Here is a 25,073-nt window from a genome sequence, read left to right as displayed (position 1 = left end):
GTCAATGCCATGCGGCGCGTTAGCTCAGACTACTGCGCCCCCTAGCCGCGGATCGGCGGCGAAGTCGGCAATGGCGAATTCGAGCGATGCCCGGGGGAAATCACAGAGCGCCTGCACAAGGCCTGGGCCGAGGCGGATCTTCCAAGTCTGGCGTGCCAGCGGGGCTGGCCGGGCGAAGGCGCTGCAGCTCAGCACGGCCAGATTGGCGCCCCGGGCGGGATCGCGCACGGATTGGTAGCGCAGAATGTTGACCGAAGCGCTGCGCGCGGCGTCGGCCAGGCTCTGGCAGGCGGCGTAGTCGACGGGGTCCGACCACAGGGCGGCGTCGCCCGAAAGCGGCGGCGCGGTCAGATCCAGCGCCAGCGCAGTATCGAGCTCGACCGAGAAGGCGGTGTAGTCGGCCGCACCCTTGGGCGGGTCGGTGTCCGGGGATTCGGCAAAGAACAGCACGCGATAGAAGGCCAGTTCGGCCACTGCAGTCTCGACGGCTTCGGCGGCATAGAACACGCCCAGGGTCTTGCCGGCCCGGCGGAAGCGCGAGCCATGGGGATAGGCGGCGCCATAGCGGAAGGGCGCGGCCAGCAGATAGTCGAGCCCCTGGCATTCGGCCGGCACGGTGGGCTTGCTCTCGTCGAGGATCTGCTCGAGCAGATGCTGCTCGGCCAGATTGTCGACCAGCCGCAGCGTCGAGACGCGGTGCTGCGCCTCCACCAGGCGCCAGGCGGTGCCGGCATAGGGGCGGGCGCTAGACGAGAGCGCGGCGGGCGTCCAGATAGGCAAGGACATCGGTCAATCCGGCAATGGTCTGGAGCTTGTCGATGGGCTTGCCACCCAGCGCGGTATTGGGGTTGGCCAGCCATTGCTGCATGACGCGGCTGTCGCCACCCACAATGGCATCGAGCGAGCGAAACAGCCGGATCAGCAGCACGGCGAGCTCATAGGGCTTGCTCTGGGGAGCCAGCACAAAGCCGCCCGCTTTCATGCGCGAGACCGTCGGTTCGCTGGCGCCGATGACCGCAGACAGCCGCCGGGCCGTCAGGCCCATGGCATCAGCGGCCCGCAGCACCGCCTTGGTGACCACCGGGCCCATCTGGGGCTGTTCATGTATCGGCAGTCCTGCCGGGTCCATCGTTCCCTCCGAAAGTTTCCTACGTTTCAATTTCTTCAGAAAGGTAGTTTGCCCTGCGGTGAAATGCAAGACCGCAGGCTTGATTGGGGTTGCGACTGCGCCAGGTCGACGTTTCGCTGCAGCACGGGCCGCGCGGCCCGCAGACGCTGCGCGCCAACAGGCCGACAGACGCATATTGGCGAGGTCGAACCGCAACGCGTGAGGATTTCAGAACGGGTGATGGTCGGGAGAAATCTGGTGCCGGCAGCAGGGTTCGAACCCGCGACCCCCTGATTACAAATCAGGAGGTAAAGTCGCGAAACCCTTAGGAAAATTGGGGGATTTTGTCCTTTGGTTTACAGGGCAGGGTTATATCGTCGGCCGTTTTGCAAGCGTCTCCGGTATCCACTGTAAACCAATCAATTGCCACGGAAGGCCCTCGGCCCGCGTTTGCGGTGGTTCGGCATGACGTTCTTTACCTTCACCCACAGCGAGCCTGTCGGGACCCGTCGACGTCTGAGAGACTTGGAACGCCACGGCCTGCGCGTTGACTTGCTGGCGCGCAAAAATCTGAGGCTAGCCTCGCATGCTTCCGCCGTTTGCCCAGAGCCGACCGTCTCCACGGCACAGGTCGGCTCGGTCAAAGACCGGCAATGGCTGCATCGGGCCCAACCTCGGCGTGACAGCATTTGCGTCCGATCGCGCAACATCATTTGCATGCAGTGGTTCAGGTCTTCGGCGAGCTCGAGTGAATGTCCACAATCTGCGGCGTCGGCAACGCGCCCCATTCCGGCCGTTGGCGCGGGCTCGACCGTGTCTCGAAAGCGGTCGTCCCCCTGACAGGCTGGCGCCGCATTAACGGGTTGGGCGGCGAAGAATCCGCGCAATGTTCCGACGTGCGACGTGCGACGTGCGACATGGACGGGCACGGACTATCGTGAGCCGTAGACCAGCTGGATCATGTGGCCAATCGCGGTTTCCAGGCGGTCCCAGTCTGCGTCAGATTCGAGCGCGAGGCCGGCAAAGACGCCCTTCGCCTGTGCCGAGACGACCAGATGCTGGACCGCCGCGATGATGATGGCGTTCATCGCCGGCGCATCCACGCCGGTTGGCGGGGCCAGATCGCCGCGTTGCGCCGCCATCCATGTCGTCAGGGCCCTAGACCGCGCCGCATTGAGCTTGGCAACGAGCGGGGAGGGCGCCGCCAGTTCCCAGACGATGATCCTTTGCAGCAGCGCGTCGCACCGCAGAACCGCGATCAGGCCGCTCGCCAGGCGCTGCATGAGGTCGGCATAGCTCGCCGCCGGTTCCCCCACCGGCGGAAGCGCATCAGCGAGGTCGGTCGACAATCGGGTGCCCAGGGCCTCGATCAAGCCGTCCAGGCCCCCAAAATAGCGATAGATCAGTTGCTTGTCGCAACCGGCGCGGCGCGCCACCGTATTGATCCCAAGCCCCTGGAAGCCAGTTTCTGCCAGCACGGCGGTGGCAGCCGAAATCAAGAGTGCCTCTGTGCCATCCCGGTCCTTGGTTCGGGGCGCTGAAACGGTCTTGTTGTCGCTATCAGGCATTGAACCTCCCTGTCGTCACTGCGTGGTGACTTACGCCAGGGGCTGCTGATTGTCCATGTCAAACACGCCCCGAAAAAGGAAGTTGCCAAATGTCACCGACCGGTGATATGCGATGTGTCACCACGCAGTGACACTAGGAAATGCGCGATGCTGACCTCCGCCAATCTTGACCTTCGCTTTTATGGACTATGGACCGTAGTCTTCCTTGCCTTCCCCATTGCCGGTCTTGTGGCGAACTGGGCGACCGGTGGGATCACCGATGTAGGCCGCGCCTTGTTAGGTGGCGCGTTCGCTGGTCTGATCCTGGGCGCAGCGCAATACGGGGTGCTGCGCACTGTCCTGCCGCTCACGGCCGTCTGGATCGTAGCCACCGCCATCGGGCTGGCCCTGGGCCTCGCCGCGGCCACGCTCGGCCTCGGCACCGCGGTCAACGACAACAGCTTGCTGTTTCGGGGCCTTGTCACCGGGGGCGTTCTCGCCCTCGCACAGGCTGCCGTGCTGCTCCCACTCGGTCCGCTTGCCGCCGTGTGGGCCGTGGTGGTTGCCCTGGCCTGGCCACTCGGATGGTGGGTCACGCGCAGCATCGGCGTCGATCTGTCGCCGCGCTGGGTGGCCTTTGGCGCGTCGGGCGCAATCGTCTTTCAGTTGCTGACCGGTGCTGCACTCCGCCTCGGCCTCGGCTTGCTCATGTCAGGCCGCTGACCGCCTCACGACCCAATACAACCTCGTCCCTTCACCGATAAACAAAGGATCTGCACCATGACCATCCTGATCAAGCCTCAGTCCACACTCGCGCTTGTGACCATTGCCTATGCCGTCGCCTTCAACCTGCCCTATGCCAACCTCACGCGCATCTTCGACTATCCCGGCATTCTGCGCGAGCCGGCGGGGGTCGTGATGACCCTCTTTGCCGAGCGCGGCACTGAACTTATCCTGACCTGGCACGGCTTCGCTCTGGCGGGACTGCTCCTCGTGCCCTTCGCTGTGGCACTGGCCATCACGCCCTCCCGGATGGCCCAGCGTCCCGCTCTGGCAATAGGGGCAGCGATCGCCGGTGCGCTGGCGGGACTGGCGCAGGCATTCGGCCTCTGGCGCTGGGTCTTCGTGGTGCCGGACCTTGCACGCACCTATCTCGGTGATACCACCAGCGAGGCAGGCCGGATTGCTGCCGAGCAGGCCTTCACCATTCTCAACCTTTATGGCGGAGTCGCCATCGGCGAGCATATGGGCCAATTGCTCACCGCGCTCTTCGTCGTGCTGATGAGCATCCTGCAACTAGGTGAACGCCGTCGGCTGACCGCCATCTTCGGCTTTTTGACCGCGGGGGCCATTGCTGTTGGCACAACGGAGGGGCTCGCCATTGCCCTCGGACAGTCGGGCGATCTGTTCAGCCTTTTTACCATCATCGGCTTCCTCGGCCTCACGGCGTGGCTGATCGCTACCGGCATCACGCTGCTGCGGCCGGCCCAGGCTTGACCAGCCCGACGCCCTCTTTCTCTGGAGACCACCATGTACACCTCCATTCACGTGATCGGTTACGGCGCCCTTGGCCAGGACGTCGTGCGTCAACTCGTTGCCCAGGGCCGCACGGTCACCGTGCTGCAACGGTCCCGCCCGCGGGCTCTTCCCGTCGGGGCTGTGTTTGCTGCCGCTGACACACTTGATGCCGCGTCTCTCACCCAGGCGCTTGCAAAAGCGCGGGTTGTGGTTTGCGCTCTCGGTTTCCCTTATTCCGCTTCGGTCTGGCGCGATGCCTGGCCAACCGCCATGGCCAACGTGCTCGAGGCCTGCGCTGCCAGCGGTGCGAGACTGGTCTTCGCCGACAATCTCTATCTCTATGGCCCTCACGACGGGCCGTTGACCGAAGATCTTCCCGCGGTCGATTATGGCATCAAGCCGGCGGCACGGGCACAGGTCACCCGCCTCTGGCAAAGCGCCCATGCTACGGGTCGCGTCCAGGTCGCTGCAGTGCGCTCGCCGGATTTCTATGGCCCGGGCGTGACCCAGTCCGTCTTGGGGGAGGGGTCGCTCATGGCTCTGGCCCGCGGCAGGAGCGCCGTTCTGCTTGGAGAGGCCGACCTCCCGCACGATGTCGCCCATGTCCGCGACTACGGGCGGGCTGTGATCAGCCTCGTCGACGCCAGCGATGACGCTTACGGTCAGGCGTGGCATGTGCCCTGCGACGACACGCTGACCTTGCGGCAGCATCTGGAAATCGCGGCAAAGGCACTCAACGTGCCACTTCGGCTGACCCTGCTCCCGAGGTGGACTGCACCGATCCTTGGCCTGGCCGTCCCCATCGTCAAGGAGGGTATCGAAATGCACTTTTTGTTTGATCGGCCCTATAGAGTCGATGCGACCAAGTTCCGGAACCGGTTTTGGTCCGACGTGACGCCCCTGCATGTCGGCATCGCCGAAGCCGCCTTGTCGTTCAGGCAATAGGCGTGGTGTCCCAGCAGATATCCTGAGATCCGCGCAGGGCTCCGACCTTTGCCAGGCAACATGCGGTGCTGTCGCCACACGATGAGGCCGAACTGCAGGTCAACGACCACTACAGATATTCTGGTCAGAAGCCGCGCTGATTGTTCCCCGCACCGACGCTGCCCAGCGTAGCTGGAACCGGCCGCAACGCGGCCCACATTGGCCGTTCAGACCACCTCTCCGATTTCCTAAAAGCATCCGATCCTCGCAACGCCAAGCAATGACAAATATGGGGAGGACAAAGCCTCGTGTGCTTTCAGCCTGCGGCTCAACAACCCGCCATTGAATTGTCAACGGCGCCCCCAAGATGGTGGGTCAGCTTTCTCGCCTTGACGACACGGGTGCCACTCGGAATAGGGTGGAATTTATCTTGATCAAAATACTCATGTTATATAGTGGAGGGCGACAACCAGAGGAGTCGTTCAGATGAAATCCCTTGCAATCCTGGCCTTGAGCGTTGCGCTGGCTTTGGCCGCGCCGACGATGGCAGAAGACATCGTCGTTGCCCATGCCCAGGGCGAGACCACAATTGCGCAAAATCCACAGAAGGTGATCACCTTCGACTTCGCCTCGCTCGACACGCTGGACGCACTTGGGGTGGAGATCGCCGGACTGCCCGGTTCCAACCTGCCTGAATACCTGGGCAAATATGCCGACGAAAAATACCTCAAGGTGGGCACACTCTTCGAGCCCGATTACGAGGCCGTTGCAGCCGCAGCACCGGACCTGATCATTGTCGCCGGCCGCTCTGCCGGGGCTTTTCCCGAGCTTGCCAAGATCGCTCCGACCATCGATTTGACCAATGACTGGACGCGGTTCGAAGCCTCGATCAAGGACAATAGCCGGATCCTCGGCGAAATCTTCAACAAGACCGCCGAAGTCGAGGCGATGATCGCAGCCCTGGACAGCAAGGTCGCTGCCATCAAGGCCAAGGCCCCCGAAGCCGGCACCGCATTGGTGGTGCTGACCAATGCCGCCGAGGTCACCGCATTTGGTCCCGGATCACGCTTCGGCTGGCTCCACGACACCCTGGGGCTTGCACCGGCCGGCGCCAAGGTGCTGGCCGAAACCCATGGCGACGTGATCTCGTTCGAATATTTCCTTGAGGCCAATCCCGACTGGCTCTTCGCCATCGATCGCGATGCGGCCACTGGTACGGGGTCTTCGGCCGCCATCCTCGACAATGAACTGGTCAACCAGATCAATGCCGCCAAGGCCGGACATGTGGTGACGCTCGACCCAGTCCGCTCCTATATCATCAACGGCGGACTGCCGGCCTTCACGGCGCTTGTCGACCAGGTCGGCACCGCCATCGGCGCTTTCTGAGGGTTGTCGCCGTCCCTCAAACTTGGACTGGGGCTGCTGGCCGTGCTCGCCTTGAGTGCGGTCAGCCTGTTCATTGGCGTCAGCGACGTGTCGCTGGCGAGCCTGCTCTCGTCGGCTGACGAGGACCGGCCAATGCAGGTATTGCTGATCAGTCGCGTGCCGCGCACTGTGGCGCTGATCCTGGCGGGCAGCGGCCTCGCGGTTTGCGGCCTGATCATGCAGATGCTTGCACGCAATCGCTTCGTCGAGCCGTCCACCGCTGGAACGGTCGAGTCGGCGAGCCTGGGGCTCCTGGTCGTTACCCTCCTGGCGCCGGGCTGGCCGCTGTTTGCCAAGATGCTGGTGGCGGCGGTCTTCGCGCTGGCGGGCACAGCGCTTTTCATGCGCCTGCTCGCCGCGGTGCCGTTGCGCTCGCCCTATATGGTGCCGCTGGTCGGCATCATGCTGGGCGGCGTGATCGGCTCGCTCACCAATTTTGTTGCCTATCGATATGACCTGCTGCAGACGCTGGGGGCCTGGACCATGGGGGACTTCTCCGGAATTCTGCGCGGCCGCTACGAACTGCTCTGGCTGAGTGCCGGGCTCACCATCGCCGCCTGGTTTGCCGCCGACCAGTTCACCCTCGCCGGCCTGGGCGAGGCCTTTACCACCAATCTGGGCCTCAACTATCGCCGCGTGCTGAGCTTGGGCCTTTGTATCGTCGCCATGGCGACGGCCGTGATCGTCGTTACCGCTGGCGCCATCCCTTTCCTGGGGCTCATCGTGCCCAATCTGGTCAGCGCCCTTATGGGCGACAACATGCGCCGCTCGATCCCCTGGATTGCGCTGATGGGCGCGGGCCTGGTGCTGGCCTCCGACATCGTCGGGCGCCTGATCCGCTTCCCCTATGAGATTCCCATCGGGACCGTCTTCGGGGTGGCCGGCAGCCTGGTGTTCCTCTGGCTGCTGCTGGGGCGGAGGCGGCACTTTGACTAGTCTGCGTCCGCGCCAAGTCCTGCTCGGCCTTGCTGGCCTGGCCCTGTTCAGCATGGTTCTGTTCATGGTCTGGAATGCCAAGGGGGCCTGGGACTTTGTTCTGCCCTTCCGTGGCCGCAAGCTCTGGGGACTGTTGCTCTGCGCCTGGGCAATCGCGGTTTCGACCGTGCTGTTCCAGACCGTGACCGGCAACCGCATCCTCACGCCGGCGATCATGGGCTTCGATGCGCTCTACCAGATGGTGCAGACGCTGTTCGTCTTCGCCTTTGGCGGCTTCGCCTATCTGACATTGCCCGCCGAACTGCGCTTCCTGGGCAATGCAGTAGTCATGGTCGGGCTGTCAACGCTGCTGTTCCGCTGGCTGTTTGGCCGTCATGGTGGCAGTTTGCACCTGCTCGTCCTGGTGGGCATTGTCTTCGGCGTCCTGCTCCGGTCGCTGGCCGGCCTCATGCAGCGGCTGATCAACCCCAATGATTTTGTCGTGCTGCAGGACGCCATGTTCGCCAGCTTCGGCGCTATCGCGCCGACCTTGTTGCTGATCTCGACCATCGTCCTGGGGCTCGCGAGCCTCGTCATCCTGCCGCTGCTGCCGCAGCTGGATGTGCTGCTGCTGGGCCGGACGCCGGCGATCGGCCTGGGCGTCAACCATAAACGCACCGTGTCGCTGGTGCTTGGCGTGGTCGCGGTGATGGTCAGCGTTTCGACCGCTCTGGTCGGTCCGGTGCTGTTCTTTGGCCTGCTGGCGGCCAACCTGGCCTATCTGATCATGCCGACCCATCGTCACGCCGCCGTGCTGCCGGCCGCCGCGCTCCTTGCCGTGATCGGGCTGGTGGCTGGCCAGGCGGTGCTCGAACATGGCTTCGGCTTCGACACCGCGCTGTCGATCATCATCGAGTTCGCCGGCGGCCTCGTGTTCCTTATCCTGCTGCTGAGAGGAGGCAACCGATGATCCGCATCGCGGGCCTGCGCAAGTCCTATGGTTCGACGCTGATCGTCGATGACGTCTCGCTGACGCTGCCGGCGGGCGGCATCACCGCAATCATTGGCCCGAACGGCGCCGGCAAGTCGACCTTGCTGGGCATGATCAGCCGACTGCTGCCCATGGATGCCGGCACGGTCACTGTCGACGGGCTGGACGTGACCCGCACGCCCTCCGACGTGCTGGCAAAACGCCTCGCCGTCCTGCGGCAGGACAATCACATCGCTGCGCGGCTCACCGTCCGCGATCTCGTCGCCTTCGGCCGCTACCCGCACGCCAAGGGCCGCCCGACAATTGCCGATGAAAACAAGATCAATGAGGCCATTGCCTTCCTCGATCTGGGCGCGCTGGAGCACCGTTTTCTCGATGAGCTCTCTGGCGGCCAGCGGCAACGGGCTTTTGTCGCCATGGTGCTGGCGCAGGACACTGACTATGTGCTGCTCGACGAGCCGCTCAACAATCTCGACCTCAAGCATGCCGCGCGGATGATGCAGCTGCTCCGGCGGGCGGCGCGCGAACTGGGCAAGACCATCGTCATCGTGCTGCATGACATCAACTTCGCCTCGGTCTATGCCGACCACATCGTCTGCATGCAGGCCGGGCGCGTCGCCCATCAGGGGCAACCCGAAACCATCATCACGCCCGAGGTTCTGTCCTTAGTCTACCAGCTGCCGGTGCGCGTCGAGCTGATCGACGGCCAGCGCATCTCGATTTACTATCAAGAGGATAGAACGCCATGAAGCCATCCGTCGAACGCATTCGGCACGAGCTCAAGTTTCGCATCGCCGAAGTTGTCCGCTGCCAGCGTCTGACCCCACGCATGGCGCGCATCACGCTGCACCATTCCGATTTCGCGCAGTTCCCCTCGCTGGCCTATGACGACCACGTCAAGCTGTTCATTCCGCAGGCCGGAGTGCCGCTGGCCATGCCCATGGCAGGCCCCAACGGCCTTGTCTGGCCCGAGGGGGCCGCGCGCCCGGAGGGGCGGGACTATACGCCGCGCAGCTTCGATCAGGCCCGGCAGGAGGTGGTCATTGACTTCGTGCTGCATGGCGACGGACCGGCCTCCACCTGGGCAGCCAGGGCGCAGCCCGGCGACCGGCTGGGCATTGGCGGGCCGCGCGGCAGTTTCGTGGTCAAGGGAGAATTCGACTATTATCTGCTGGTCGGCGATGAGACTGCGTTGCCCGCCATCGGGCGGCGCATCGAGGAACTGCCGGCCGGCGCCCGGGTCATCGCCTACATCGAGATTGCCGATGCGGCCGAGCGACAGGCCTTTGCCACTGCGGCCACCGTCGAGATCCATTGGCTCGAGCGCGCCGCTGGCGCGCCTGGCCTGCTCGCGGCTATCGGCGCGGCGGACCTGCCAGATGGCCGCGGCTATGCCTTCATTGCCGGCGAGTCCGCCACGTCGACCGCCATCCGCGACCACCTCGTCACCGATCGCAATCTTGATTCAGACCTGATCAAGGCTGCTGGCTATTGGCGGCGCGGCGAAGCCGACCATGATGACGGCCACGAGCACTAGCGCCCGGAGCCTTGGCTCGGCACCAGGTGAGAGACTACTTGCCGGCCACCGAGAGCCCGTTGATTCCCCGGTCGGCGGGCACGCCTGAGCCACTTGGCGCGCGCTGCAGTCTGGCAACGCGACCCACTATCCAGAGCAGGGGGCCGCAAAGGCTCCATTTAGCCATTCTGGCGGCAGCCGGTCGTTGGCGAATTACCTTTCCAGATGGATCGACGGTGGTCTGAAACAAGCTGTTGCGTATTGGGCTTCGCACCGGCAAGTCCACCATCATGTGAGCCGGCAAAGGGTACAATGTGGCCGATGTCTTGCAAGGCGGCCAATAGGAACCACATCTGCCTACCCATGCGCCGAGTGTCCGCTATTTCGCGCAGGACACCAAGACCTGCCGTTCCGCTATCGGCCCCGAAGAAGTCCAACCCCATGCGGTTCTGGTCGGGTCTGTTTGATCTTGCCCCGACGAGACCATGGCAACATCGCTGCGGCAAGACTGAGAGTTAGCCGAAAGGGGTGCTGCTTCACTTCGAATGGACTTCGACAATTGCGGACCAGGCCATCCTGGTCGGCGCGAGTTCCAGGCGTCGAGCATTCGACAAGCGACCAGAAGGTGTGGTCTTCAGGGCGGTCAGCAGGTCTGGCGTGGCGCCCAATTCCAGTCGTTCCCAGCCACTGCGCGAGCCGACGACGGGCTCTGCGGCGAGAACTCGGGCTATGTCGCGCAGGCGATCGTCGCCCTCGTCCCGCAAATCCCCATAGATTGCTGATACCTTGGTATCATGCCGCTCGAGCAAGGACCTAAACCGCATGGTCCCCAGAGCTTCCACTGTCGCCAGAGCAATGCTGACCGATGACAGGCCAGCGGCGGCGGCCATCTGCAGTTGCACGTCGACGGCCACATCGCCGCGAATAAACAACACGGTCATGATCGCTCTCCGGCCAGGCCGTACAGCTTATGCGCAAACCAGTCGGGCAGTTCGGGGCCGGCCGCCAGCAGAGGCTGAAGGTCGCGCGCCTGGGTACTGGTGACGATCGCTGTCGCCAAGACCATGACGCCGGGAGCATGTTTGCCGCGCAGCGACGGAATGGCCGACCGGGGAAACAGCAGGTTGGAATTGGCGGAGGCATAGATGACCTCCCCCTGCCGCCGACCCAGCAAGTCTCGGATGGCCGACCCACCAGCCGGAAAGGCGGCGATAGCATCGGACCCGCCGACGGCGGATGCATCGGTATTGCCGACATGGTCGTCCCCGCTCCGATCGACTGCGAAGCCGCCCTCGATGCTTTCGAGCGGTCGGTCCGTATGGATGATATGCAGTCGAACCAGCCAGGGCGCGGCGACCAGCAACCAGGTCTCGATGGGGATATCGGGCCAGGGACGCCACGTTGCCACCATGGCGTTCCGCTCGCGGCGGAAGCTCTCATTCCCCTCCCGCACCCGCCAATGGGCGTCGCCGCTGGACTTCAAGGCAAGCGCATTGTCGAAGGCGCCGTTCTGGGGATGGCGCGGATCGAGCTCGACGCTGAAGCCATGCGCGGTGGAATAGGCAAATTTGGCATATTTGGCCGCAGCATTGCGGAACGACGCCCCGGCCCCCGAGGAGATCGCCGATTGTCCCCCCGCAGCCGCAAAGACCGCCCCCTCATGCCGGAACAGCGCGAACTTGGGATCGGGCTGGAAGGTGACATGACTGGCCGCGAGCGGGTGCGGCTCCTCTTCGGCGGTCCAGAATGGGTGATCGGCCGGCAGCGCGAGCGGCAGCATGGCCTTGAGCGCCCAGAGGGGAGATCCGTCCGTGCTGTATTCCTCGATCATCGCTGGGTTGGCGTAGCCATAGCCCAGGCTCAAGACCCCGTTCGGATGCGCGATGGGCTGGTGCGACCAGTACCGCAGGTTGCGCAGGGCCAGCCCCTTGAGCGTGCCCCAGCTATAGGGCGTGCAGCCGGCATAGGCCAGGGCACCCCAGAAGCTGGCATGGGCAAACCGATAGGTGAGGCTGCGGCCATAGGGGAGACCGGCGCCCCCGTCGGCAAACCAGGCGGCATAATCGGGGGCAAATTCGGCGGCGCGCTGGCGGAACCGGCTGGCACGCTCCGGATCGCGCTCACCGGCCAGCTGGGCGTAGATCAGACCATAAAAGTGCATGGCGAAGGCAATGTAATGGTCATAGCGGCCCATGACGCCATCTTCGTACCAGCCCTTGGCGATAAAAAAGCTCTCCAGCCGCTCGAGATGCGTCTCGACAGCCTGGGCATCGAAGTCCACGCCGACGCGCGACAGGCCAAGCGACACCATGACGCGGAAGAACAGCCAGTTGTTGTCGTTATAGGGACGCGCCATACAGAGCTTGAGCCAGTGCGCCAGCCGCTCCTTTTCGGCGGGCGCCAGCGGGTCCCAGAACAATTCCGGGCAGAGGGCCAAGGCCAGGCCGATGGGTGCCATCTCGACCAGGCGCTGGTCGCGGTGGCCGCGCAGCAGGTCTCCAGGCTCGCCCCAGAAGCTGTCATGATCGGGATCGGTTCCGGCAATGATGCCGGCGCGCAGGGCCTGCTCCGCCGCCTCGTAGCGAAAGCCACCGGCGAAGAAGGGCAGCAGACCCCAGAACAGTCGGGCAAAGCCCTCGAATTCTGCCACGACCGTCTCATAAACCGCCGCGGTCGATCCCAGGGCCAATCGGCCGGGCCGTTCCATGAGGAATGGCAGGCAAGGCGCGACCAGGTCCCGGGTGGCCCGGGCAAGGTCGCCCCGCGTTCTTAGGGGATTGCGATGAAGGGGATTGAATGGCGACATCGGCGATAGGTCTGGCATTTTTGTCTTCCCGTCGGACTGAGCGGTCCAAGGCGCGGCAACAGGCCGAAGGCCGGTCAGGTCCAGGACCTGGCATGGCCGAGGGCGGTTTGCAGATCGGTAAGCTCCGGATGCCAGAGCAATTCCCATTCAAGGCTCACAGCGGCGGCGGGCAAGCTCGGGCGGGCCAGCAGCGCCATGAGCCTGTCCATGGGGAAATCCCCCTGTCCGGGCAGCATGTAGTGGCGCTTGCCATCGACCATTCGGCTGTCCTTGACATGCAGATGCGCCAGGCGCGGCCCGATAATCTCCAGCGTGTGCTCCAGCGCATTGCCCGCAGCCCAGCTGTGATGAGTGTCCCAGAGGATTGGCTGGTCGGCAAAGCGGGTGCAGAATTGCTCCAGGGCCTGGTCGTCACACAGCGCGCCATGCGTTTCGATGATCAGGTCGACCACCAGGCCCTTGCTGACCTTCAGGTCGCGCCAGAACTGCAGCCGTCTCGCGGCCTCGTCCAGGGCCGACTCGTCCAGCGTTCCGGTCTCGCCGTCGAATACCCGGATATGGCGAGCCCCGGCGGCCTCGGCCCAATCGGCCAGATCCTCCAAAGAATCACGGTCGAACGTGTCGCCCCAGAGCCGGTGTGAACTGCCGACCACCGGGATGGATAGAGGCACTCCGGCAAGATAGGCGGTCAGCTGCGTCGGCGTGCCGAACTCGGCGGCGAGAACGCTTGGCAAAGCCGTCGATCCGGACAAGGCCCGAATTTCGAGCATCGGCAGGTCATTGGCCTGGGCCAGCGCGATCGCCTGGCGCAGGCTGAGCTGCGGGCATCCCAGGGTCGAAAAACAGGTTATCAAGGTCATCAGGCAATCCTGTCCAGTGCTTGCTGGTAGACCGGTTCCAGTGCCGGAATGCCGGCGGCGAAGCGCTCGATCTCCGTGATCGCGGCGTCCGAGAGGCGATGCAGCTCATTGCCCATGGTTCCGGCGATATGGGGTGTCAGCACCACATTGGGCAGGTCATAGAATGGGCTGTCCGCGGGCAGCGGTTCGGGTTCGGGCGTGTCGATCCAAGCCCGGATGCGACCGCTTTCGAGTTCGGCCAACAGGGCGTCGTGATCGACCAGCCAGCCACGCGCCGTATTGATGAGGACCGCGTTGTCACGCAGCAGTGCCAATTGGCGCGCCCCGATCATGTGCCGGGTTTCGGGGAGGATAGGCGCATGCAAAGAGACAGTGTCGGACCAGGCCAGCAACTGATCGAGATCAAGCACCTGCGCGCCCATCCGCCTGACTTCGGACAGGCTGGCGAAGGGATCGTAGACGGCGACCGAAAAGCCCGACCGGACCAGCATCTCGATTACCAGCCGGCCGATGCGCGAGGCGCCGACGATGCCGACGCGGCGGCCATAATTGCCCAGATGGTCCACATCGAGATTGATGCGGATGCCGTACCCCTGCGCGCCCCGCCGACTGCGATTGATGTCGCGGATGTTGAAGATGTCCTTGCCGGTCATGATGATGGCAGCATAGGTGAACTCGGCCACGGGGATGGCCATGGCCGAAACGGCCGAGGTAATGGTGATGCCGCTGCGCCAGAAGGCGGGCGTAGTAATGGCCCGGATCGAGGCGGCGGCATAGGCCACGAGCCGCAGGTTCGGTGCCTGCGCCAGCAGAACCTCATCCAGTGGGGCCGCACCCCAGGCAGCCAGCATCACGTCGGCTTCGCCGAGCAGGGCTGCCGCCTCCGGGGCGTCGAAATCGGTGAAGGCCTGCCGCGACAGCACCTGGGCATAGGCATCGAGCCGGTACCATTCGTCAGCACCGAAAAAGCGCGGTACGAGATCCGCATGCATGGCCAGAACGACCTTCGGTTTCGTTTTTTGAGGAAGCATTCCAGCACTCATAGAGGGGATGATCGGCGGCAGAGCCTCGGGCTCTGCCGCCTCTGGTTGGACAGTTTCTACTGGTCGGCGCCATATTGGCGCTGGTAGGCGGTCTGCATGACGTCCAGCACTTCACCATAGCCCATCTGCTCGAGGCGGCTCTGGTAAGCGTCCCAGGTGCTGTCCACGTCCTGCGCACCAAGCAGCCAGGTCTGCTGCATCTCCTGCATGTAGGTCAGAATGCTGGGCCAGTAGCGGTCATAGACCGCCTTCTCGTTATCGGTCAGCGCCACGCCCATAAAGTCGGGCTTGAGGCAGTCGCAGGCCTCGTAGAGCTGCATCCCCGCCAGCGCGATTTCATTGGACCACTGCAGCTCGTAGTCGTAGTCCATCACATAGCCGCGCGGCACCTGGGCACCGATCTCCCACAGCTGGGCATTGACCGGCTGGCTGTCCGTCAGCACGGCTTCGGTGAAGGTCGGCTTGCCATCAACGATGGTGTAGGTATCCCCCTCGACGCCGAAATTGGCCATCTGGCGACCCAATTCGGTGAACCAGAAGTCGAAATACTTGATGGTCTCCACCGGGTGCTCGTTGGCCACGGAAATGCCCCAGCCCTCGGCCGTGACGATCTGCCGGCGCGCGTCCTCGAAGCGATCCCCCGATATGGTCTTGGGGGGCAGCATGGGCCGGAAGCTGAAGCCCTCGATCGTGTCGGCCAGCGACACATTGTAGGTCGAGGTACTGGGGAACCAATCATGGGTCATGCCGCCCAGATTATTGCCCAGCAGGTATTCGCGGGCCCGCGGGCCGCGCGTGAAGATTTCGGGATCGATAAGGCCTTCCTTGTACCACTGCGCCAGGTTGGACATGGCCGTCTTGTAGTTTTGCTCGGCCCATGGGTGGCGCAGTTCGCCATCATAGACGGCAAAGTCGCCATAGGTTGCCGAACCGGAGACCCGAGCGTCCCAGAGATTCATCAGCCGCAGCGTGTTGCCCAGGTTGCGGCTGAAATAGGGAACCTCATCCTTCTGTCCATTGCCATTGGGGTCCTGCTCCCGGAACGCCTTGAGGACCGCATAGACTTCTTCAGGGGTCTCAGGCGTTTCGAGGCCAAGTTTTTCGAGCCAGTCCTGGCGAACGAACCACCCTTCGGAGAGAGTGCCGTCCTGGATATAGGGGATGTAGTAGAGCTTGCCGTCGGCACCGGCGGCGGCGTTGTGGAAGGCCGGGTGAGCCTCGAAAAAGGCCTTGATATGCGGCGCATGCTCGGCGATCAGGTCGTCCAGCGGCAAGAACGCGCCCTCGCGGCCGTAGCGGTTGAAGTCGTCCTTCAAGCCTCCCACGATATCGGCAAGGTCACCCGAGGTGATCATCAGGTTGAATGCATCCTTGCTGTTGGTCGAGGCAGACGAGGCGACATTGCGCACGCGGACATTGGTGAGTTCGGCTGCCTTCTGTTCGACGGGCCAGTCCTGCGTGTAAACGTACTGGTCGCGGAAATGGTAGTGCACCGTCAGCTCGAGCGGATCCGCGCTGGCGCGATAGTTGGCCTCCTGCGCCAATGCGGTGGTGGCCTGGCACGCCGATGTTAAGGCAATTAACGAAATGAATATTCGAGATGTCTGCACAATATTCCTCCTCATTTGCGCATTCATTCTTTGACTCCTCCCAACAGTATTCCTTTGGTGAAATATCTCTGGGCGTAGGGGTAGATCAGTAGAACCGGTATTATGGATGCAACCATGATGGCTGCGCTCACTGTCTCGAACGAAAACTGCGAGGTCAGCAGGCTTCCGGCAAATTCGTCTGATGCGCTGAGATCGACAATTATCTTCTTGAGATAGACCTGCAGCGGAATCTTGTCTTCGCCACGCAGGAGCACCATGGCCCAGAAATAGCCGTTCCAGCGCATCACCACGCAGAACAGGGCGACGGTGACAATGGCCGGACGCGACAGGGGGATGAACACTTTCCAGAGCAGCTGGAGCTCGTTGGCGCCGTCCATCTTGGCGGCTTCTTCAAACGATTTGGGCACCGCTTCGAAGAAATTGCGCAGCAGGATCACGTTGAAGGCGGTGACCGCAAAGCCGACGACGATGCCGGTCCGGCTGTCGAGCAAGCCCAAATCCCGGAAGTTGAGGAAAAACGGGATCATGCCGGCGTTGAACCAGAGGGTGAAGGCGATGGCGAGGTTAAAGATCATGCGCCCGCGCAGCCGCCGGCGCGACAGCGCATAGGCGCCTGGGATCATGATCAGCAGGCTCGTGATGGTGCCGGCGATCGTATAGAAAAAGGTGTTGGCATAGGCGGTCCAGAACATTTTGTCGGACAGCACCCGTTCGTAGGCCGCCAGGGTGACATCCACAGGAAGCAGTGTGACACGGCCGGCCGTAACGGCGGCGCCGGACGAGATCGACGCCGAGAAAATGTAGATGAACGGATAGAGGGTGGAGACCACCACCAAGGCGATCAGGGCCGCATTGATCCAGCCGAAAATCCGGTCGCCACGGCTGTAGAGATTGAAATTGGACATGGCTGGCCTCGTCACCACAGAGACGTTGACGACAGGCGGCGGCTGATGCGGTTGGCCGTGTATACGAGCACGAAGGCGATCACCGCGTTGAACAGACCAGCTGCGGTGGCGATGTCGTATTGGGTGCCCTGCAGGCCTGTGCGGTAAATGAAGGTCGAGACGACGTCGGCCGTCGCGTAGGTGGACGGCTGATACAGCAGAATAATGTACTCGAACCCCACCTCGACCAGGTTGCCGATGCGGATGATCAGCATGATCAGGATGGTGGGCAGGATGCAGGGAAGCGTGATCCGCCAGATCATCTGCCAACGCGAGGCCCCGTCGACGCGCGCGCTTTCATAAAGCGTGGGGCTCACCCCAGCGATGGCGGCCAGATAGACGATCGACTCGAAGCCTGCTTCCTTCCAGATATTGGAGCCGATGAAGATCGTCCGGAACCATTCGGGCTGCGTCAGGAAATAGATCGGCTCGAACCCCAGCGCGCGGATGACGAGGTTGACCACCCCGGTCGATGGCGAGAGGAAGGTGATGACGATACCGGCCACGATAACGGCGGAGATGAAGTGGGGCAGATAGACAATGGTCTGCGCCCAGCGCTTGGCCGCCGCATTCTGGATCTCGTTGAACATCAGCGCGAGGATGATCGGCACCGGGAAGGCGACGAAGAGCCCGAGGCCGCTCAGGATTATGGTGTTCCAGAATGAGCGGATGAACAGATCGTTGGCGAAGAGCTCGCGGAAATTGTCAAACCCGACCCAGGGGCTGCCCTCAAGGCCGCGGAAGATGGAATAGTCCTTGAAAGCGATCTGCAGCCCCGCCAGCGGACGGTAGGCGAAGACCGCAAACCAGATCAGCATGGGTGCCAACAGCAGGTAGAGCTGCCAGTCGCGCCGGATATCGGCCCACAGAGTGGAAAAATATCGTTTCATCATGCTGACGCCGTCTTGAGGGAACGGCCCGAGCCGGCGTCGAAGACATGCAGTCCGGACAGGTCGACGCCCAGCCACCGAACCGCCGCAAAATCGCGGACACCGCTCAAGGTCTCGACCTTGGCGATGATGGGCTGCCGCCCGACCTCGCCGTGCAGTAGCGCTTCGGCCCCAAGCGGCTCAACCAGTTCGATCTGGCAGGCGAGCCCAGGCGTCGAAGGATCGGCGTCGACGCGCATCAGCTCGGGGCGGATGCCCAGTTTGACCCGCTGGCCGGCGGCGGCCTGGTCGCGGAAAGCGTCCGGGATAGGGAGGGGCGCGGTGTCGGCACCTTTGATCCGCGCCAGCGGACCGGCATCGCCGATCTCGATCGTGGCATCGAGCAGGTTCATCGGCGGCGAGCCGATGAAGCTGGCGACGAAGGTGTTGGCTGGCTCGAGAAACACTTCCATGGGCGATCCGACCTGCTCGATGCGGCCGCCATTCATGATGACAATCCGGTCCGCCAGGGTCATAGCCTCGACCTGGTCATGCGTGACATAGATGCTGGTGCTCTGCATGCGCTGGTGCAGGCGCTTGATCTCGGCGCGCATGTGGGTGCGCAGCTTGGCATCGAGGTTGGAGAGGGGTTCGTCGAACAGAAAAACTCGGGGGCGACGTACGATGGCGCGACCCATGGCGACGCGTTGCCTCTGCCCGCCCGAGAGGTCGGCCGGCTTGCGCTTGAGATATTCCGTTAGACCCAGGATCTCGGCAGCTTCTGCGACGGCCTGTTTGATGACCTTGCGCTTTTCGTGGCGCACACGCAGGCCGAAGGCGATGTTTTCCGCCACATCAAGATGTGGATAGAGCGCGTAGTTCTGGAACACCATGGCCACATCGCGATCTTTGGGGGCGACCTGGCTGACTTCCCGGCCGCCGATCATCACTGTGCCCGAGGAGATGTCTTCCAGCCCCGCGACCATGCGCAATGTGGTGGATTTCCCGCAGCCGGAGGGTCCGACCAGCACCACAAACTCCCCCGGCTCGATGGTGAGGCTGATGCCGTGGACGACCTCCATCACGCCATAGCGCTTGACGACCTCCGACAACTCGACTTCGGACAAGGCAATTCCTCCAGAGGTGATGAAATGGCCGCCTGCGATCGTTCATTCGATCGACTTGTCCGTTCCCGGCGGCTGGTCATCTCTATTTTAGGGTAACGTAACACCATTCTAGATTAGACTGTCAAGCCAGCATAAATGGCGGGAAATAGAGGAGAATTGTGAATTATGGCAGATATATTGTCCAAATTGCACGACTCAAGAGACGCTTTTGGTGCATCGATAAACAAGGGTGTGCATTCGTGTTTGTCGCGTGGTATCGCTAGTGCATGAAGGTAGCGGCGATCGGCATTCAGGAAGTTGCGCGGGCGGCGGGCGTATCGGCCACAACGGTGTCGAACGTCATCAACGGCCGCGACGCCAAAATGCGTGCAGAGACGCGTGATCGCGTGATCAGCGCCATGAAGGCGATGAACTACACGCCCAACGCACTCGCGCAGCAGTTCAAGTCGGGACAGAACAAGACGATCGGTCTCATGGTCCCTTCGGTCGCCAGCCCCTTCTGGGGGGCGGTTGCCCATCATGTAGAGCGGGCCGCGCATCTGCGCGGCTACAGGGTGCTGATCGGCAATACGACGCGCGACCATTCCGAGGAGGTACGCTACGGCGAAATGCTCCTCGCCTCGGGGGTAAGAGGGGTGATCCTCGGTTCGGCGCATGTGCCGTTCGACCATTTTCGCCCGCTTCTCGACCGGGGCATGCAACTGGCGTCCTTTGGCGGCAGGCCGGCCGAAGGCAATGATCTGTTGGGTGCCAGCGTTAGCGTCGATGCCGATCTGGTGGGCCGGCTGTCGGCCATGCACCTGCTGGGCCTTGGCCACCGCCGCATCGCCGTGCTGACCGGGCCGATCCGTTCCGAAGCGCACATGCAGCGGCTGGCCGGCATTCGCTCAGCGCTTGCCAGCCAGGGGGTCGAGTTGGGCGAGGACCTGATCTGGAGAGCCCAAAACCGAGGCAGTTCGGACGACAATGAGGGATTGGAACAGGGACGTATCGGGGTCCGTGAATTGCTCGCGACCCCCGAGCCACCTACAGCCATTATTGCGCAGAACGACATCTTCGCAATCGGTGCCTATGCTGGCGCCGCCGACCTTGGCTTTTCCATCCCTCGTGACCTGTCGATTGTTGGGTTCGACGATATCCTGTTTGCCGCCGTCCTGCGGCCGGGCCTGACCACAATCCGCCAGTCCGTGCCTGATATGGCGGACGGCATCGTCGCCGTGCTCGTCAATCAGCTCAGCGGGAAAGGTGATGCGCATCCCCACATCCGGTCCACGCCTGAACTCATCGTGCGTGGCTCGACAGCGCCGCCAGGAGCCGCCAATACCAGACTGGCGTCGAGCTAGTCCTAGCCTCCGAAGCAGGACCAGGCGGTCAGCGAGCAGTCGTCATGGAACGACCGGAGGCTTCAGTTCTCCTGAAGTCCCTGACAAATCCCGCCGCTCCCAATTCGGCACCAAACTCGTCGCAAGGTCGCAAGATGGACTAGCAGTGTGTGTCTGCTCTTGCCAGCATTCGCCTGAAAGCCGACAGTCTGCACCCGGCCCCGTTTCTGCCATCAGTCTGATCAGATGGAAGGACAGGGTAGGGGCCGGTTGCGGACTGTCCGCTTTTGTTTGCCGTATGGTGGAAAGCCGCCCCTGCGAGCTTGGCTGTCGGCACCTAGCAATGCACTTCGACGCCGCATGTAGTTCGGGCTGACAAACTTCTGCTAGCAGCAGTGCATGACCCAAAAGCCTTAGGGACGCCGCGCGAAATCGACTAAGCTTGCGGCATGCCGCTCCTTGATCGTCCTGAACTGGCTGCAAAAATCCTGGCCCGACCAGAACCGGTGGTGGTGCTTGAGGCGCCCGCCGGCATGGGCAAATCGACTTTGCTGCGTCAGATGGCCCGTTCGGCCGGCATCGCGGTCCATCTTGGGCCCGACGCGCCCAAACCGGAAGATCTCGTCCTATGGGACTTGCCACCGGGCACCATGCCGGAGGCGCTGCCGGAGGCCTTCCTGGCCGGATCGGGCAAGCTGGTCTTGGCCAAGCGCCAGGAGACCCTGCTTCCAGGCTTGGTCCGCGCCCTTGCCTATGGCCAGGCCGCCGTTTTGAAGGCAGAAGAACTGCTGTTTTCCGAGGCCGAACTGGCGCAGCATTTCCCCGGCACCACCAACCTGCTGGACCGAACTGGGGGCTGGCCGCTGCTGGTCGCCTACGCGGAGGCGGGGCGCGCCCATATCGCGCCTTTCCTGCGCGTGGAGTTCCTGCAGTCGATGCCGACGGCGGATCTGCTCGCGCTGCGCGATCGCCTGGAAGGCGTCGCGCCTCAGATCCTTCCACAGCTGCCACTGGTCAGTTCGCCCAAGATCCTGCGGGAAGCACTCGCCGAGGGGCTGCATGACGTCATCGAGCAGCGCATATCAGACCCCGACCAAGCGCAAGAACTGGCCGCGGCACTGGCCGAGCGCGGGGACATGACCCGGGCCATCACCACGCTGCAGCGCGCCGGCCATCTCGACGCGGCGCTGGACCTGTTCACCAAGGCGTCGGATCGGTTCTATATCTACCGCTATGGGCCTGAGGCCTTTGGTGCCGTGTTGTCGGGCTTTCCGACCGACTACGCCAAAAATAGCGATACGATCACCATGAGCCTAGCCATGCAGGCGCTCAAGCGCGGCGAACTGGCGCGCGCCCATCGTCTGCTGACCGAGCGCTTTGGCGAGGGCGTCAACGACCTGACCACAGTCTTTGCTGATCGCACGGCCTATTCGCCCGATTTCCTGGCCTTTCGTCTCGTGATGATGATCTACGAGGATTACCTGCTCACCGACACGCTGTTTGAGCAGGTCTTTGCCTTGGCCGACGACTTCCCGCCCGATGCCCATCTGCTGCAGGGCACATTCTACAATGCCGTGCTTGAGTTCTATATCCGCAGCCGGCGCTTTGCTGCGGCCGAGGATGTGGCGGCCCATGCCCTGCGGCACTATCGGCAGGCCAATGTGCCGCATCTGTGCTTTTACATCAGCCTGCATCAATCGCTGATGCGCCTGATGATGGGCGACGCGGTTTCGGCCAGGACCCGGGCGAACGAGGCCCGGCAATTCCTCGAAAGCGTGGATTTCGAAAGCCCGGACGACGATCGGCTGCTGGTCCTGCTGGATGCCTGCATCGCCTATGAGGGCGGCAGGGCGGAGCCGCTGGCGCAATTCCTGCACTACGATATGGATGCCTTTGCCCATGGTGAAATCTGGCCCAGCCTGATCGAGTTCGCCCTGCACTATGGTAGCCAGGCGCTGAGCGAGCATTTCTCGACCATCGCGGCGCGCTCGTTTCTGGATCGCTGGCGGGTCTACCAGATCCGCAACCGCCAGTTCGGCATGATGATCGAGATGCGGGAGGCCGCTATCCTTCAAAACGCCAATCGCTGGCAGGAGGCCGCCGAAAAGCTGGCCCCGGTGCCGTCGCGCATCACCCGCGACTGGGTGTTGGGCGCCGCCGAGGCGCTGGAGCGGCTGCAGGATCGCGACGAGATCGCGCTGGCGCTGATCTGGCTGCGGCACCACGTGTTCGAGATGCCGACCCGCCCCGGTCTTGATCGGCAGCTCGAAGCCATGCTCAACAATCTCAACATGACCGGTCGTCAGCGCATGGGCGTCGAGATCTGGCTGGCCTTCGTCGCCAAACGGCAGCGCAACCTAACCCGGGCCCGGTCGCTCCTGCTCAAGACCTTTGAGGAAGCCGCCCGGCTGGGCGCCGTTGCACCCCTGGCCGAAGAGCGTCACTTCTTGTCTGAACTGATCGAGCATCAGCGCATCGGGGAGTTCCTGGAAGCATCTGGCCCCGCCCGGCAGGCCTTGCGGCGACTGCGCGACAGTGGCCTGCCCAACTCGTCGCTCGGGGCACAAAACGGATTGTCGCGCCGCGAGACCAAGGTGCTGATGATGGTGACCGAAGGGGCATCCAACAAGTTCATCGCCAATACGCTAGGACTGAGCGAAGCGACGGTGAAGTTTCATCTGGGCAATGTCTATCGCAAGCTCGGCTGCACCAAGCGCCGCGAAGCCATCAGCGCCGCCCGTGCCCTGGGGCTGGTGGGCTGAACATATCGCCGCGAGGCATCCCGTAGCGCGACCTGGCGAGAGCGTGATCCAGAGCTCGAACCCCTGCCTCTGGACCGCAATTCAAACCTATACCTTTTTGTCGAAAACCTAGCCATCGACATGCTTGAGCGTGACGGATGGCTGCGCGACAGTTTCATGAAATGGCAGGGGGCAATCCTGCTCGGGCTTAAGTGGGAACAGGGAATAATCAGCATGAACATGCCTAGAATTCTTGCCGCCAGCACGCTGGCGCTGTTGATGACATCGGTCGCCGCGCCTGCCATGGCCCAGGTCGTTGTCACCATGAATACGGTGCAGATCTTTGGCACCATCGACCCTGCCAAGATCTCCGACTACACCGACTACATGGCTGGCGTGAACCTCTATGACGGTCTGGTCAGTGTCGATTCATCGGGCAGCATCATCCCCGAACTGGCCGAAAGCTGGACCGTTTCCGACGACGCCAAGGAAGTGACCTACAAGATCCGCGACGATGCCACCTTCGCCGATGGCTCGCCGGTTGAGGCTAGCGACGTCGTCTATACCGTCGAGCGCCTGCTGCGCATCAACCAGGGGCCGGCAAACCTCTTCGCCGACGTCCTGGCGCCCGGCTCGGTGGTCGCCGTCGATGCCAAGACGGTCAAGTTCACGCTGTCCAAGACCTTCGCGCCCTTCCTCACCACCGTCCCGGCAATTTTCATCCTCAATGCCGACGTGGTCAAGGAACACGAAGGCACTGACGACGCCCAGGAATGGCTGGCCAACAATGTCGCCGGCGCCGGGGCCTACTCGCTCAAGAGCTGGGATCGCGGCAGCCAGATGACCATCACCCGCAATCCCGACTACTACAAGGGCTTCACCGGCAAGCCGATCGACGAGGTCCGCTGGATCATCACCAATGACGAGGCCACCGTGCGCTCGCTTGCCGCGTCCGGTGAGCTGACCATGTCGAGCCAGTTCCAGTCGCCCGAGACCTACAAGGCACTCGTGGACATGGGCCGGTTCAACCTGGTGACCCAGGACACGGCGACCGCGTTCTATCTCAAGCTCAACACCCAGATCGCGCCGACGGACGATATCCATATCCGCAAGGCGCTTGCCCTGGCCACCGACTACCAGACCATCCGCGAAGTCATCCTTCCGGGCGGCGAGCTCTCGACCCCGCTGCCAAAGGTCTTTGCCGAATTCCACGCCGGTGACATTCCGGCGCCAGTCTATGACCTCGAGGCCGCCAAGGCAGAAGTCGCGCTCTCCAAATATGCCGGACAGCCGATCCCGATCACGCTGGGCTATGTGGCCGACACCAAGTTCGAGGAAGAAATCTCTCTGCTGATGCAGGCCAATCTGGAGCAGCTGGGCTTTGTGGTGACGCAGAAGGCCGATCCCTGGAACGTCATCACGGAAATCGCCAGCAAGCCAGAAACTACGCCGGCCGTGAACCAGATCTTCTTCGGCCCCACCTATCCGTCGCCCGACTCCATGTTCTTCACGCAGTATTCGTCCAAAGCGGCGGGGACATGGTCGTCGATGGAATGGGTCAATGATCCCGAGATCGACCAGTTGATCGAGGATGCCCGGGGCACCGGCGACGTGGCCAAGCAGGCCGAGATCTACAAGACCTTGCAGCACAAGCTGGTCGATCTGCAGCCCGACGTCTTCCTGCAGACCCAGACCGTGCAGCACGCCATGGACAAGTGCCTGACCGGCTTTGAAGCGGTGCCGATGCAGTCGTTCGACTATGACTTCACGCGCTATCAGTGGACCTGCTGATAACCCTCCGACGCCT

Annotated in this window: 22 protein-coding genes; 11 read left to right on the top strand and 11 right to left on the bottom strand. The window is 63.0% G+C overall.

What is annotated here, in order from left to right; genetic code table 11:
• Positions 1-24: 24 nt before the first annotated feature.
• The 3 genes from E8M79_RS12820 to E8M79_RS12810 all read right to left on the bottom strand — a co-directional run bounded on the left by E8M79_RS12820 (position 25) and on the right by E8M79_RS12810 (position 2,607).
• Positions 25-786 carry an RES family NAD+ phosphorylase gene (locus E8M79_RS12820; RefSeq protein ID WP_137152273.1) on the bottom strand — a complete coding sequence of 254 codons (762 nt, stop codon included), beginning with the start codon at positions 784-786 and terminating at the stop codon, positions 25-27.
• Complete coding sequence (locus E8M79_RS12815) at positions 746-1,129, bottom strand: MbcA/ParS/Xre antitoxin family protein (protein ID WP_205747910.1); 384 nt, start codon at positions 1,127-1,129, stop codon at positions 746-748. The genes E8M79_RS12820 and E8M79_RS12815 overlap by 41 nt, the downstream gene beginning before the upstream one ends.
• A gap of 911 nt (positions 1,130-2,040) precedes the next feature.
• A complete protein-coding gene (locus E8M79_RS12810) occupies positions 2,041-2,607 on the bottom strand; it encodes a TetR/AcrR family transcriptional regulator (RefSeq protein ID WP_248304985.1) in 567 nt (188 codons plus the stop codon).
• 216 nt (positions 2,608-2,823) lie between these two features.
• Between E8M79_RS12810 and E8M79_RS12805 the strand changes: the two genes are divergently transcribed.
• The 8 genes from E8M79_RS12805 to E8M79_RS12770 all read left to right on the top strand — a co-directional run bounded on the left by E8M79_RS12805 (position 2,824) and on the right by E8M79_RS12770 (position 9,965).
• Positions 2,824-3,378: a hypothetical protein gene (locus E8M79_RS12805; RefSeq protein WP_137152271.1), complete on the top strand. Its 555-nt coding sequence runs from the start codon at positions 2,824-2,826 to the stop codon at positions 3,376-3,378.
• A 57-nt stretch (positions 3,379-3,435) separates the two neighbouring features.
• On the top strand, positions 3,436-4,152 hold the full coding sequence (locus E8M79_RS12800; RefSeq protein ID WP_137152270.1) for a DUF4386 family protein: 717 nt from the start codon (positions 3,436-3,438) through the stop codon (positions 4,150-4,152).
• A 33-nt stretch (positions 4,153-4,185) separates the two neighbouring features.
• Positions 4,186-5,118, top strand: a complete 933-nt coding sequence (locus E8M79_RS12795) for an NAD-dependent epimerase/dehydratase family protein (RefSeq protein WP_137152269.1) — start codon at positions 4,186-4,188, stop codon at positions 5,116-5,118.
• Between the two features lie 465 nt (positions 5,119-5,583).
• Positions 5,584-6,483, top strand: a complete 900-nt coding sequence (locus E8M79_RS12790; RefSeq protein WP_137152268.1) for a siderophore ABC transporter substrate-binding protein — start codon at positions 5,584-5,586, stop codon at positions 6,481-6,483.
• 3 nt (positions 6,484-6,486) lie between these two features.
• Positions 6,487-7,458 (top strand): ABC transporter permease, encoded by a 972-nt coding sequence (locus E8M79_RS12785; RefSeq protein ID WP_137152267.1) that lies wholly within the window; start codon positions 6,487-6,489, stop codon positions 7,456-7,458.
• A 52-nt stretch (positions 7,459-7,510) separates the two neighbouring features.
• Positions 7,511-8,407, top strand: a complete 897-nt coding sequence (locus tag E8M79_RS12780) for an iron chelate uptake ABC transporter family permease subunit (protein WP_248305063.1) — start codon at positions 7,511-7,513, stop codon at positions 8,405-8,407.
• Entirely contained in the window at positions 8,404-9,177 is a 774-nt protein-coding gene (locus E8M79_RS12775; protein WP_137152265.1) for an ABC transporter ATP-binding protein, read from the top strand. The genes E8M79_RS12780 and E8M79_RS12775 overlap by 4 nt, the downstream gene beginning before the upstream one ends.
• Positions 9,174-9,965 carry a siderophore-interacting protein gene (locus tag E8M79_RS12770; RefSeq protein ID WP_137152264.1) on the top strand — a complete coding sequence of 264 codons (792 nt, stop codon included), beginning with the start codon at positions 9,174-9,176 and terminating at the stop codon, positions 9,963-9,965. Before E8M79_RS12775 ends, E8M79_RS12770 begins: the two co-directional genes overlap by 4 nt.
• A gap of 515 nt (positions 9,966-10,480) precedes the next feature.
• Here the strand turns inward: E8M79_RS12770 and E8M79_RS12765 are convergent.
• From E8M79_RS12765 to ugpC, 8 genes are all read right to left on the bottom strand, one after another.
• Positions 10,481-10,885, bottom strand: coding sequence for a hypothetical protein (locus tag E8M79_RS12765; RefSeq protein WP_137152263.1), 405 nt, complete (start codon positions 10,883-10,885; stop codon positions 10,481-10,483).
• A complete protein-coding gene (locus tag E8M79_RS12760; protein WP_282568118.1) occupies positions 10,882-12,750 on the bottom strand; it encodes a DUF2264 domain-containing protein in 1,869 nt (622 codons plus the stop codon). The genes E8M79_RS12765 and E8M79_RS12760 overlap by 4 nt, the downstream gene beginning before the upstream one ends.
• A gap of 74 nt (positions 12,751-12,824) precedes the next feature.
• Positions 12,825-13,610 carry a TIM barrel protein gene (locus tag E8M79_RS12755; protein ID WP_137152261.1) on the bottom strand — a complete coding sequence of 262 codons (786 nt, stop codon included), beginning with the start codon at positions 13,608-13,610 and terminating at the stop codon, positions 12,825-12,827.
• A complete protein-coding gene (locus tag E8M79_RS12750; protein WP_248304983.1) occupies positions 13,610-14,602 on the bottom strand; it encodes a hydroxyacid dehydrogenase in 993 nt (330 codons plus the stop codon). The genes E8M79_RS12755 and E8M79_RS12750 overlap by 1 nt, the downstream gene beginning before the upstream one ends.
• A 107-nt stretch (positions 14,603-14,709) precedes the next feature.
• Complete coding sequence (locus E8M79_RS12745; RefSeq protein ID WP_137152259.1) at positions 14,710-16,278, bottom strand: extracellular solute-binding protein; 1,569 nt, start codon at positions 16,276-16,278, stop codon at positions 14,710-14,712.
• A gap of 8 nt (positions 16,279-16,286) precedes the next feature.
• Entirely contained in the window at positions 16,287-17,168 is an 882-nt protein-coding gene (locus E8M79_RS12740) for a carbohydrate ABC transporter permease (protein ID WP_137152258.1), read from the bottom strand.
• An 11-nt stretch (positions 17,169-17,179) separates the two neighbouring features.
• The gene (locus E8M79_RS12735) at positions 17,180-18,100 is read right to left on the bottom strand and encodes a sugar ABC transporter permease (RefSeq protein WP_137152257.1); all 921 of its coding nucleotides are present in this window, start codon (positions 18,098-18,100) and stop codon (positions 17,180-17,182) included.
• On the bottom strand, positions 18,097-19,203 hold the full coding sequence (gene ugpC / locus E8M79_RS12730; RefSeq protein WP_137152256.1) for a sn-glycerol-3-phosphate ABC transporter ATP-binding protein UgpC: 1,107 nt from the start codon (positions 19,201-19,203) through the stop codon (positions 18,097-18,099). The genes E8M79_RS12735 and ugpC overlap by 4 nt, the downstream gene beginning before the upstream one ends.
• A gap of 266 nt (positions 19,204-19,469) precedes the next feature.
• Between ugpC and E8M79_RS12725 the strand changes: the two genes are divergently transcribed.
• From E8M79_RS12725 to E8M79_RS12715, 3 genes are all read left to right on the top strand, one after another.
• A complete protein-coding gene (locus tag E8M79_RS12725) occupies positions 19,470-20,546 on the top strand; it encodes a LacI family DNA-binding transcriptional regulator (RefSeq protein ID WP_137152255.1) in 1,077 nt (358 codons plus the stop codon).
• 428 nt (positions 20,547-20,974) lie between these two features.
• Positions 20,975-23,287, top strand: a complete 2,313-nt coding sequence (locus E8M79_RS12720) for a helix-turn-helix transcriptional regulator (RefSeq protein WP_137152254.1) — start codon at positions 20,975-20,977, stop codon at positions 23,285-23,287.
• Positions 23,288-23,500: 213 nt separating this feature from the next.
• Entirely contained in the window at positions 23,501-25,057 is a 1,557-nt protein-coding gene (locus E8M79_RS12715; protein ID WP_137152253.1) for an ABC transporter substrate-binding protein, read from the top strand.
• Positions 25,058-25,073 lie beyond the last annotated feature (16 nt).

It is taken from the genome of Devosia sp. FKR38, assembly GCF_005222805.1.
GTDB lineage: Bacteria > Pseudomonadota > Alphaproteobacteria > Rhizobiales > Devosiaceae > Devosia.
Note: the sequence above shows the minus strand (reverse complement) of the source record. Positions and strands in the feature narration are given on the sequence as shown.

Bases quoted from the DNA above. Each gene is read 5' to 3' on its own strand.
- E8M79_RS12790 (WP_137152268.1), top strand. From the start codon at position 5,584: ATGAAATCCCTTGCAATCCTGGCCTTGAGCGTTGCGCTGGCTTTGGCC.
- E8M79_RS12765 (WP_137152263.1), bottom strand. From the start codon at position 10,885: ATGACCGTGTTGTTTATTCGCGGCGATGTGGCCGTCGACGTGCAACTG.
- E8M79_RS12745 (WP_137152259.1), bottom strand. From the start codon at position 16,278: ATGAGGAGGAATATTGTGCAGACATCTCGAATATTCATTTCGTTAATT.
- E8M79_RS12800 (WP_137152270.1), top strand. From the start codon at position 3,436: ATGACCATCCTGATCAAGCCTCAGTCCACACTCGCGCTTGTGACCATT.
- E8M79_RS12720 (WP_137152254.1), top strand. From the start codon at position 20,975: ATGCCGCTCCTTGATCGTCCTGAACTGGCTGCAAAAATCCTGGCCCGA.
- E8M79_RS12770 (WP_137152264.1), top strand. From the start codon at position 9,174: ATGAAGCCATCCGTCGAACGCATTCGGCACGAGCTCAAGTTTCGCATC.
- E8M79_RS12760 (WP_282568118.1), bottom strand. From the start codon at position 12,750: ATGTCGCCATTCAATCCCCTTCATCGCAATCCCCTAAGAACGCGGGGC.
- E8M79_RS12725 (WP_137152255.1), top strand. From the start codon at position 19,470: ATGAAGGTAGCGGCGATCGGCATTCAGGAAGTTGCGCGGGCGGCGGGC.
- E8M79_RS12805 (WP_137152271.1), top strand. From the start codon at position 2,824: ATGCTGACCTCCGCCAATCTTGACCTTCGCTTTTATGGACTATGGACC.
- E8M79_RS12780 (WP_248305063.1), top strand. From the start codon at position 7,511: ATGGTTCTGTTCATGGTCTGGAATGCCAAGGGGGCCTGGGACTTTGTT.
- E8M79_RS12715 (WP_137152253.1), top strand. From the start codon at position 23,501: ATGAACATGCCTAGAATTCTTGCCGCCAGCACGCTGGCGCTGTTGATG.
- E8M79_RS12750 (WP_248304983.1), bottom strand. From the start codon at position 14,602: ATGCATGCGGATCTCGTACCGCGCTTTTTCGGTGCTGACGAATGGTAC.
- E8M79_RS12820 (WP_137152273.1), bottom strand. From the start codon at position 786: ATGTCCTTGCCTATCTGGACGCCCGCCGCGCTCTCGTCTAGCGCCCGC.
- E8M79_RS12775 (WP_137152265.1), top strand. From the start codon at position 8,404: ATGATCCGCATCGCGGGCCTGCGCAAGTCCTATGGTTCGACGCTGATC.
- E8M79_RS12755 (WP_137152261.1), bottom strand. From the start codon at position 13,610: ATGACCTTGATAACCTGTTTTTCGACCCTGGGATGCCCGCAGCTCAGC.
- E8M79_RS12795 (WP_137152269.1), top strand. From the start codon at position 4,186: ATGTACACCTCCATTCACGTGATCGGTTACGGCGCCCTTGGCCAGGAC.
- E8M79_RS12815 (WP_205747910.1), bottom strand. From the start codon at position 1,129: ATGGACCCGGCAGGACTGCCGATACATGAACAGCCCCAGATGGGCCCG.
- E8M79_RS12735 (WP_137152257.1), bottom strand. From the start codon at position 18,100: ATGATGAAACGATATTTTTCCACTCTGTGGGCCGATATCCGGCGCGAC.
- E8M79_RS12740 (WP_137152258.1), bottom strand. From the start codon at position 17,168: ATGTCCAATTTCAATCTCTACAGCCGTGGCGACCGGATTTTCGGCTGG.